This window comes from Jiangella rhizosphaerae (assembly GCF_003579925.1).
GTDB classification, from domain to species: domain Bacteria; phylum Actinomycetota; class Actinomycetes; order Jiangellales; family Jiangellaceae; genus Jiangella; species Jiangella rhizosphaerae.
The window spans coordinates 21438-29160 of the sequence record NZ_QUAL01000055.1 but is presented as its reverse complement, the minus strand read 5'-3'; the positions used below and the strand labels follow the sequence as shown (position 1 = coordinate 29160).

At 74.8% G+C, this 7723-nt stretch carries 6 protein-coding genes; 3 read left to right on the top strand and 3 right to left on the bottom strand.

The genetic code is table 11. From position 1 onward, the window contains the following. Window positions 1–2178: FtsX-like permease family protein (locus DY240_RS07250; RefSeq protein ID WP_147375223.1), on the bottom strand; the 2178-nt coding region annotated here is incomplete at its 3' end. Window position 2179: 1 nt separating this feature from the next. Beyond that, window positions 2180–2968, bottom strand: a complete 789-nt coding sequence (locus DY240_RS07245; protein ID WP_119659281.1) for an ABC transporter ATP-binding protein — start codon at window positions 2966–2968, stop codon at window positions 2180–2182. Between the two features lie 156 nt (window positions 2969–3124). On the opposite strand from DY240_RS07245, the gene DY240_RS07240 reads away from it, so the two are divergent. The 3 genes from DY240_RS07240 to DY240_RS07230 all read left to right on the top strand — a co-directional run bounded on the left by DY240_RS07240 (window position 3125) and on the right by DY240_RS07230 (window position 5172). Further along, window positions 3125–3718 carry a PadR family transcriptional regulator gene (locus DY240_RS07240; RefSeq protein ID WP_119659280.1) on the top strand — a complete coding sequence of 198 codons (594 nt, stop codon included), beginning with the start codon at window positions 3125–3127 and terminating at the stop codon, window positions 3716–3718. A gap of 37 nt (window positions 3719–3755) precedes the next feature. After that, on the top strand, window positions 3756–4403 hold the full coding sequence (locus tag DY240_RS07235; RefSeq protein WP_119659285.1) for a response regulator transcription factor: 648 nt from the start codon (window positions 3756–3758) through the stop codon (window positions 4401–4403). Between the two features lie 109 nt (window positions 4404–4512). Then, window positions 4513–5172, top strand: coding sequence for an ACT domain-containing protein (locus DY240_RS07230; RefSeq protein ID WP_147375222.1), 660 nt, complete (start codon window positions 4513–4515; stop codon window positions 5170–5172). A 19-nt stretch (window positions 5173–5191) separates the two neighbouring features. On the opposite strand, the gene DY240_RS07225 is transcribed toward DY240_RS07230, so the two are convergent. Further along, window positions 5192–7303 (bottom strand): RecQ family ATP-dependent DNA helicase, encoded by a 2112-nt coding sequence (locus DY240_RS07225; protein WP_119659278.1) that lies wholly within the window; start codon window positions 7301–7303, stop codon window positions 5192–5194. Between the last annotated feature and the right edge of the window lie 420 nt (window positions 7304–7723).

Genomic DNA, 7723 nt, shown 5'->3' with positions numbered 1-7723 from the left:
GCCGGCGACGGACGGCTTCGACGCCCGCCAGGCCGGCCAGGCCGCGGCGGCCAGCGCGACGAACGCCGCCACCGGCACGGCCACCGCGGCGCGCGCCGGCGTGACCTCCAGCCCGGTGATCCAGCCGATCGCCACCGAGACCAGCGCGCCGGCGACCCCCGCGACGCCGCCGACCAGCAGGATCTCGGCCAGCAGCAGCCGCAGCAGGTGTCCGCGGCTCCAGCCGACCCGGCTCAGCACCGCCAGCTCGCCCCGCCTCGACCGCGCCGACGCCGCCGAAACGTTCGCGACGAACAGCGTGCTCACGGCCAGGACCAGCGCGAACAGCGCCACGCTCTTGTGGTCGACGGCCTGCATGACGGCGGCGACGACGCCCTGGCGCATCCAGGTCTCGGCCAGCGCCAGCTCCGGCCGGCCGAACGCGCCGGCCGGCAACTCGACGGTCTGCTCGGTGGCGGCGCTGCCGAGGACGACGTCGACGTCGAGGCCGGTGGCGGCGCGGATCTGGTCGGCCACCAGGCGGACCCGCTCGCGCTCGACCGGGCTGACGCCGTCGACGCCCGCGACGCGGACCCGGATCGCGGTGATCGGTGCGTCGGGGTCGGCCAACTCGCTGCCGGATCCGGTGAACGTGTCGAGGTCGGACAGCCGGATGAACGCCGTCGGCGGGCCCAGATGGTAGGCGCCCGGGCTGCCCGACGGCAGCAGCGTGCGGCCGCCGAGCAGCGTCCGGCTGCGCGCGTCGGCGCCCGGGAGTCCGTGGGCGCCCTCGAACTCGGTCGCCTCGACGTCGTGCGAGTCGAAGACGCCGACGATGCTCAGCTGCGGCGGCATGGAGCCGGTCCGGGTCGCCGGCGAGCCGGGGTGCGGGCGCACCGCGCGGAACCCGGTGTCGGCGACGACGGGCGGCGCCGGGACGTAGCCCTCGACCCGGAGCGACGACCGCCAGACCTCCTGCGGGTTCTCCACCGGGCGCGGCTTCAGCACGCCGCCGGCGCCGACCACGTACGCCGTCGGCTCCGTGGTCCAGATGCTGTCGACGAGGATGCTCTCGGGCGCCTCGAGCGCCTCGCGGATGAGCTGCCGGTAGGCCTGGTCGGCGGTGATCGTGTCCGTCGCGACGACCGGCCCCGGCGTCGCCAGCAGCTCGCCGGCCTCGTCCAGCGTCAGGCCGGCCGCGAACCGGCCGGCCACCTCGTCGGGCAACCGCCGGACCGTCACCTCGGCCTGCGCGTCGACGTGCGGCTCGGACGCGACGACGACGGGGACCGGACCGTCGGCCGTGCCGGCGGCGGAGCCGGCCAGCGCCCGCAGCGCGGCCGGGACCTCGCCACCGTCGGCCAGCGCGGCCTCCTGATCCGGGTCGACCGCCGCCACCAGCACCGGGAACGACCATTCCAGTGTGACGGTGCGGCGCTGCGGCGCCTGCAGGGTGCGCGTGGCCGGGTCGCCGCCGGGCCGGGTGGTCGAGCAGCTGCTGCTGCGCTCGCGAGCCGCGGCGGCCGGCGAGTCGGCGATGTCGCCGCCCCACGTGCGGTACGGGCACACGAGCACCGTGGACCCGTCCGGCATGGTCTCGGCGACGCCGTGGGGTGCGCCGCTGTCGTTGGGCTGGCCGAGCACGGAGACGGTGTTCGGCGTGACGTAGGAGAACGACGCCGACGGCTGCTCGATCGCGGTCAGCCCGCGGTCGCCGGTGTACACGACGTCGGCGACCAACAGCTCGCGGCCGGCATCGGTGCGGGGGCCGACGTCGACGGCCACCTGCGTCGCGTGCATGACGTAGCCGACCATCGCGACCGGCGCGGCGACGTCGACCCCGCCGATCGCGCGGATGGCGTCGTAGTCGTCCAGCGAGATGCCGCCGAACTGGCCGGACAGCTGGTACGGCCGCACCAGCCCGTGCTCGGCCTCGAGGTCGCTGCGGGTACCGGGCGGGCGGACCAGGATGTGGTACGGGCTCGGCGCGGCGGCCACCTCGCCGCGCAGCTCCAGGCGCTCGACCTCGGAGGCGCCGGTGAGCACGGTGAACACCGACGTCGCGGCGACCACGCCGAGGCCCAGCGCCAGTGCCCGGCCCCAGTGGGCGCGCAGCTGGGCGCGGACGAGCGGGCCGACGCCGGCCGGGCCGCTCGCGGTGCGGCGACGGCGACGCAGGATCCGGCGCAGGCGGTTCACGTCAGCCGAGGCCGGTCGCCCGCCGCAGCGTCTCGTCAGGCTGCGGGTCCCAGAGTGCGTGGTCGGCGACGACCGTGCCGTCGCGGAGGCTCACCACGCGGGCGCACTGGGCCGCGACCGCAGCCTCGTGCGTCGCCAGGACGAGCGTCATGCCGTACTCGGACTGCACCTGCGCGAGCAGGTCGAGGACCTCGTCGCCGGTACGGGAGTCGAGGGCGCCGGTCGGCTCGTCGGCCAGCAGCAGCTTCGGCCGGGCGACCAGCGCGCGGGCGATGGCCACCCGCTGCTGCTCGCCGCCGGAGAGGTCGGCGACACGCGCCGCCTGCTTCGCGCCGAGCCCGACGGCGTCGAGCAGCTCGCGCGCCCGTTCGTGGCGGTCGAAGCCGACGTGGATCGGCATCAGCGGCACCACCACGTTGTCGAGCGCGCTCAGCTGCGGCAGCAGGTGGTAGTGCTGGAAGACGAAGCCGACGCCGCGCCGGAACGCCGCGGCCGCGCGCCGCGACAGCTGCTCGACCCGGGTGCCGCCGACCACGACGGTGCCGGAGTCGGGCCGGTCCATGCCGCCGATGACGTGCAGCAGCGTCGACTTGCCCGAGCCCGACGGGCCGACGACGGCGACCGTCTCGCCGGCCCCGATGTCGAGCGTGACGTCGACGAGGGCGGGCACCTGGGCGCCGCCCTGCCGGTAGTGACGGGTGACGTTGTGCAGCGAGACGGGCGCCCCCGGGAACCGGTCGTGGCCCCCCGGCCGGACGTCCGCAGCGTCGCCGGGACCCTGCCGTCTCATCTGATCATCATGACCTTCGGTTCAGCACGACAAACGGCCAGGGCTGATTCTCTCATCCCCGCGCAACCCCCCGCTCGCGACATGACAGTCGCCACGACCACGGATTACGGGCCGTGAATGTCGTTGGAACGGCCGGTTCACCCTTACAGTGTGAGAGTGCCGCTTCAGCATGCCGTTCTCGCCCTGCTGGCCGACGGACCCAGCTACGGGTATGAGCTCAAGGCGAACTTCGAGAAGGCCGTCGGACCCCAGTGGGGTGGGCTGAACATCGGCCACGTGTACCAGATCCTCGATCGGCTGCATCGCGACGGCATGGTCAGCTCGCACACCGTGCCGCAGGACTCCCGGCCCGACCGCACCGTCTACCTCATCACGTCGGCCGGGCGCAGCGACCTCGACGAATGGCTGGCCACGCCCACCACGCGCACGTCGGGCTACCGCGACGACTTCATCCTCAAGGTGCTCGCCGCGGGCCGGCGCGGCCCCGACGCCGTCCGCGAGGTCTGCCGCATCCAGCACGACGCCCGCCTGGCGGAGCTGCAGACGCTGCGCACCGCCCGGCGCACCCACCAGCACGACGCGCTCGCGGCGCTCACCATCGAGGCCGCCATCCTGCACACCCAGGCCGACCTCAAGCTGATCGAGGCGGTCGAGGCCCGCGCCGACGAGCCCCTGACGCCGTCCGCGCAGGCCCCCGGCGCCCAGGCCAAGGACGACGACCAGGACAGCAAGGCGCGGCACGCGTCCTGACCCGCAGCCGCCATCGCCCACCTGGCATGCTGTGCGGGTGCGTGTCGTACTTGCCGAGGACTCCCTGCTGCTGCGTGAAGGACTCGTCCGCCTGCTGGGTGAGGCCGGCGCCGACGTCGTCGACGCCGTGGGCGACGGCGACACGCTGGTGCGGTCGGTGCAGGAGCACCGCCCCGACGTCGCGATCGTCGACGTCCGCATGCCTCCGACCTTCACCGACGAGGGGCTGCGGGCGGCGCTGGCCGCGCGGGCGGCGGTACCCGGCACCGGCGTGCTGGTGCTGTCGCAGTACGTCGAGGAGTCCTACGCCGGCGACCTGCTGGCCGACGGCGCCGGCGGCGTCGGCTACCTGCTGAAGGACCGGGTGTCGGCGCTGGCCGACCTGTCCGACGCGCTGGAGCGGGTGGCCTCCGGCGGGACGGTGCTCGACCCCGAGGTCGTCGCCCAGCTGTTCGCCCGGCGCCGCCGCGACCCCCTGCAGACGCTGACGGCGCGGGAGCGCGAAGTGCTGGCGCTGATGGCGGAGGGCCGCACCAACGTCGCGATCGCCCGCCTGCTCGTCGTCACGCAGGGTGCGGTCGAGAAGCACATCTCGTCGATCCTCACCAAGCTCGACCTCCCGCCCTCCGACGACGACCACCGGCGGGTGCTGGCCGTGCTCGCCTGGCTGCGCGCGGAGCACTGAGGACTCGCCTCCGACCGCAACACGGTCGTGACAGGATCTGTGTCACTCTGTGCGGGTGTCGTTTCTCATGCGCGTGGTCGTACCGGACCGTCCCGGTTCGCTCGGTGCCGTGGCGACGGCGGTCGGCGCCGCCGGTGGTGACATCGTCGGCGTCGACGTCGTCGAGCACCGTGGCGACGGCTTCGTCGTCGACGACTTCCTGGTCGACCTTCCCGGCGGGCGGCTCCCCGACTCGCTGGTGACGGCATGCCGGACGGTGCCCGACGTGACGGTGGAGTTCATCGGCCACTACAGCCCGGGCGCCAGCCTGCACCGCGACCTCGAGGCCGTCGAGGCGATGACCGCGGAGCCCGACCGCGCCGAGGAGATCCTGGTCGACCTCGTGCCCGGCATCTTCCGCTCCGGGTGGGGGCTGCTGCTGCCGGCGTCGGGGTCGACGCTGAAGGTGCAACGGGCCAGCGGCGGCGCGCCCGAGGACGACGGCTATGAGGCGCCCTGGCTCCCGCTGACCGAACCGACCCGCATCGCCGTGGGCGCCGACGCGCCCGAGCCCTGGCAGGACGTCGTGGCGGTTGGCGTCCCCGTCGGCGACACCGGCCAGGCGATCGTCTTCGGCCGCGACGGCGGACCCCGCATCCTCGACTCCGAGCTGGCCCGCCTGGTGCACCTGGTGGCGCTGGCCCAGGTGATCCGCCGTACCGCGCCCGCCGCCCGCGACGCACACGCGGCGGACGAGCCGGCCGACGCGGACGGCGCCGCGACCGCCTGACCGGGTGTCGCCGCGCCGGTCAGCCCACGCTGGCGAGGGCGAACGGCAGCACCTGACCTGCTCCGGCCAGCCGCAGCTCCCGTCCGGCGACGGTGAGGGTCCAGCGGGAGTCGGCGAGGTCGTCGACCAGGAGGACGACCGGGTCGGGGCCCAGTGAGGCCAGGGCCTCACGGGACGCCGCGCTCACCCGCCAGGCGTCCCAGACCGAGGCCAGACGGAAGGCGCTGTTGCCGCCGGGCTCGGCGTCCTCGGCCGGGCCGGCGCCGCTGGCCTCCAGCTCGCCGAGATCGGCCAGCCGGCCCACCGACGCCAGGTACCGGCCGACCGAGCCGATCAGCTGCGGATGCCGCCGCGACGGCACGGTGATGACGGCGTCGGGGCGGCGGTCCCAGTGCCACTCGCGCAGCACGTCGACGCAGGCCGCCAGCAGCGCCTCCGGAGCGGGCGCGTCGCCGGCCTCGAGCAGCGACCGCAGCCGCTGGCCCCAGCCGAGGTCGGTGAGCCGCGCCACCACACGGCCCGGCTCGACCTTCTCGTCCGGGCCGATCTTGCCCTTGACGTCGACGCCGAGGCGGGCCATGCCCGACGGCCACTGGACCCGCGGCTCCAGCAGCACGCCGGCCCGGGCCAGCGTGGTCCGAGCCGCCGCCCGGGCGTCGGCGGGAACCTCGTCGGTGTACCAAGGGCCGGCACAGACGTCGCAGCGGCCGCACGGCGCCGCGCTCGGGTCGTCGAGGGCGGCTTGCAGGAACGCCATGCGGCACTGCTCGCCGCGCTGGTAGGCCAGCATGGACCGGGCCTCGGCGTCGCGCGCGGCGGCGACCCGTTCGTACCGTTCGGCGTCGTAGACCCAGTCCTGCCCGGTGGCCTGCCAGCCGCCGCGGACCCGCTGCACCGCGCCGTCGACGTCGAGGACCTTGAGCAGCAGCTCGAGCCGCGTGCGCCGGACGTCGACCACGGTCTCGAGCGCCGCCGTGGACATGGCGTCGCCGGAGGCGGACAGCGCCCGGATGACCGCCGCCGCCTGCTCCTGCCGCGGCATGGAGACCGTGGCGAAGTACTGCCAGATGGCTTGGTCCTCGGCCGCCGGGAGCAGCAGCACGTCGGCCCGCTCGGTCGCACGCCCGGCCCGGCCGACCTGCTGGTAGTAGGCCACGGGCGACGACGGCGCGCCGAGGTGGACCACGAAGCCGAGGTCGGGCTTGTCGAACCCCATGCCCAGCGCGCTGGTGGCGACCAGCGCCTTGACCTCGTTGTGCAGCAGCGCCCGTTCGGCCTCGACGCGGTCGGCGGGATCGGTGCGGCCGGTGTAGGCGAGCACGTGGTGGCCGGCCTCCCGCAGCAGGGCCGCGGTGTCCTCGGCCGCCGAGACCGTCAGCGTGTAGACGATGCCGCTGCCGGGCAGCTCGCCGAGGTGTGCGGACAGCCACGCCAGCCGGTGCTCGGCGTCGTCGAGCGACAGCACCCCCAGCCGCAGGCTCTCGCGGGCCAGCGAGCCGCGGATGGTGGTGACCTCGGCTCCCCCGGCGCCCAGCTGCTCGGCGACGTCGGCCACGACGCGCGCGTTGGCCGTCGCCGTCGTCGCCAGCACCGGGGTGCCGGCCGGAAGGGTGCCGAGGAGGTCGCGGATGCGCCGGTAGTCGGGGCGGAAGTCGTGGCCCCAGTCGGAGATGCAGTGCGCCTCGTCGACCACGATGAGCCCGGCGCCGGCCGCCAGCGTGGGCAGCTGCTCGTCGCGGAACCGCGGGTTGTTCAGCCGCTCGGGGCTGACCAGCAGGACGTCGACGGCGTCGTCGGCCAGCTGTTTGGCGACCTCGCCCCATTCGTCGGCGTTGGCGGAGTTGATGGTGACCGCGCGCACGCCCGCCCGTCCCGCCGCGGCCACCTGGTCGCGCATGAGCGCCAGCAGCGGCGACACGATGACCGTCGGGCCCGCGCCGCGCGCCCGTTGCAGACCCGTCGCGACGAAGTACACCGCCGACTTGCCCCAGCCGGTGCGCTGCACGACCAGCACGCGACGCCGGTGCTCCACGAGGTCGCGCACGGCGTCCCACTGGCCGTCGCGGAACTCGGCCGTGTCGTTGCCGACCAGCCGCCGCAGCAGCGCCTCTGCTTCGTCCCTCAGATCCATGCCTGCGACGCTAGCCGCCGGATCCGACAGCTCGCCACCGCGCTCGGGCCGATTGTGGACGACTCCGCGAACCCGTCCGGCCTGTGGATGAACGGCGGCCCGGCGCGGCAGGCCCACTGGGGCTCGGACGGTTCGATCCGGTGTGTTGACACCAGCGGCAACTGTTGGCGCCTGTGTCAACACGCCGGAAAGCACGCCAGGGCCGGCGCCCCCGTTCCGGACGGGGCCCGGCTCGGGGCTCGGGCGCCGCGCCTTGAGGCCCCAGGCCTCGCGCCTCGGAGCCCACGCCTCGGCCCCCGCGCCACGCCGCGGGAATGATTCGCAGCATCATCCTGTTGCGAAGAGTGGGCCGGTAGACATACGGCAACTACCCACCCGGGTGAGGCGGTCCGAGGGTTCTCCCCGCGCCCACATGCGAGG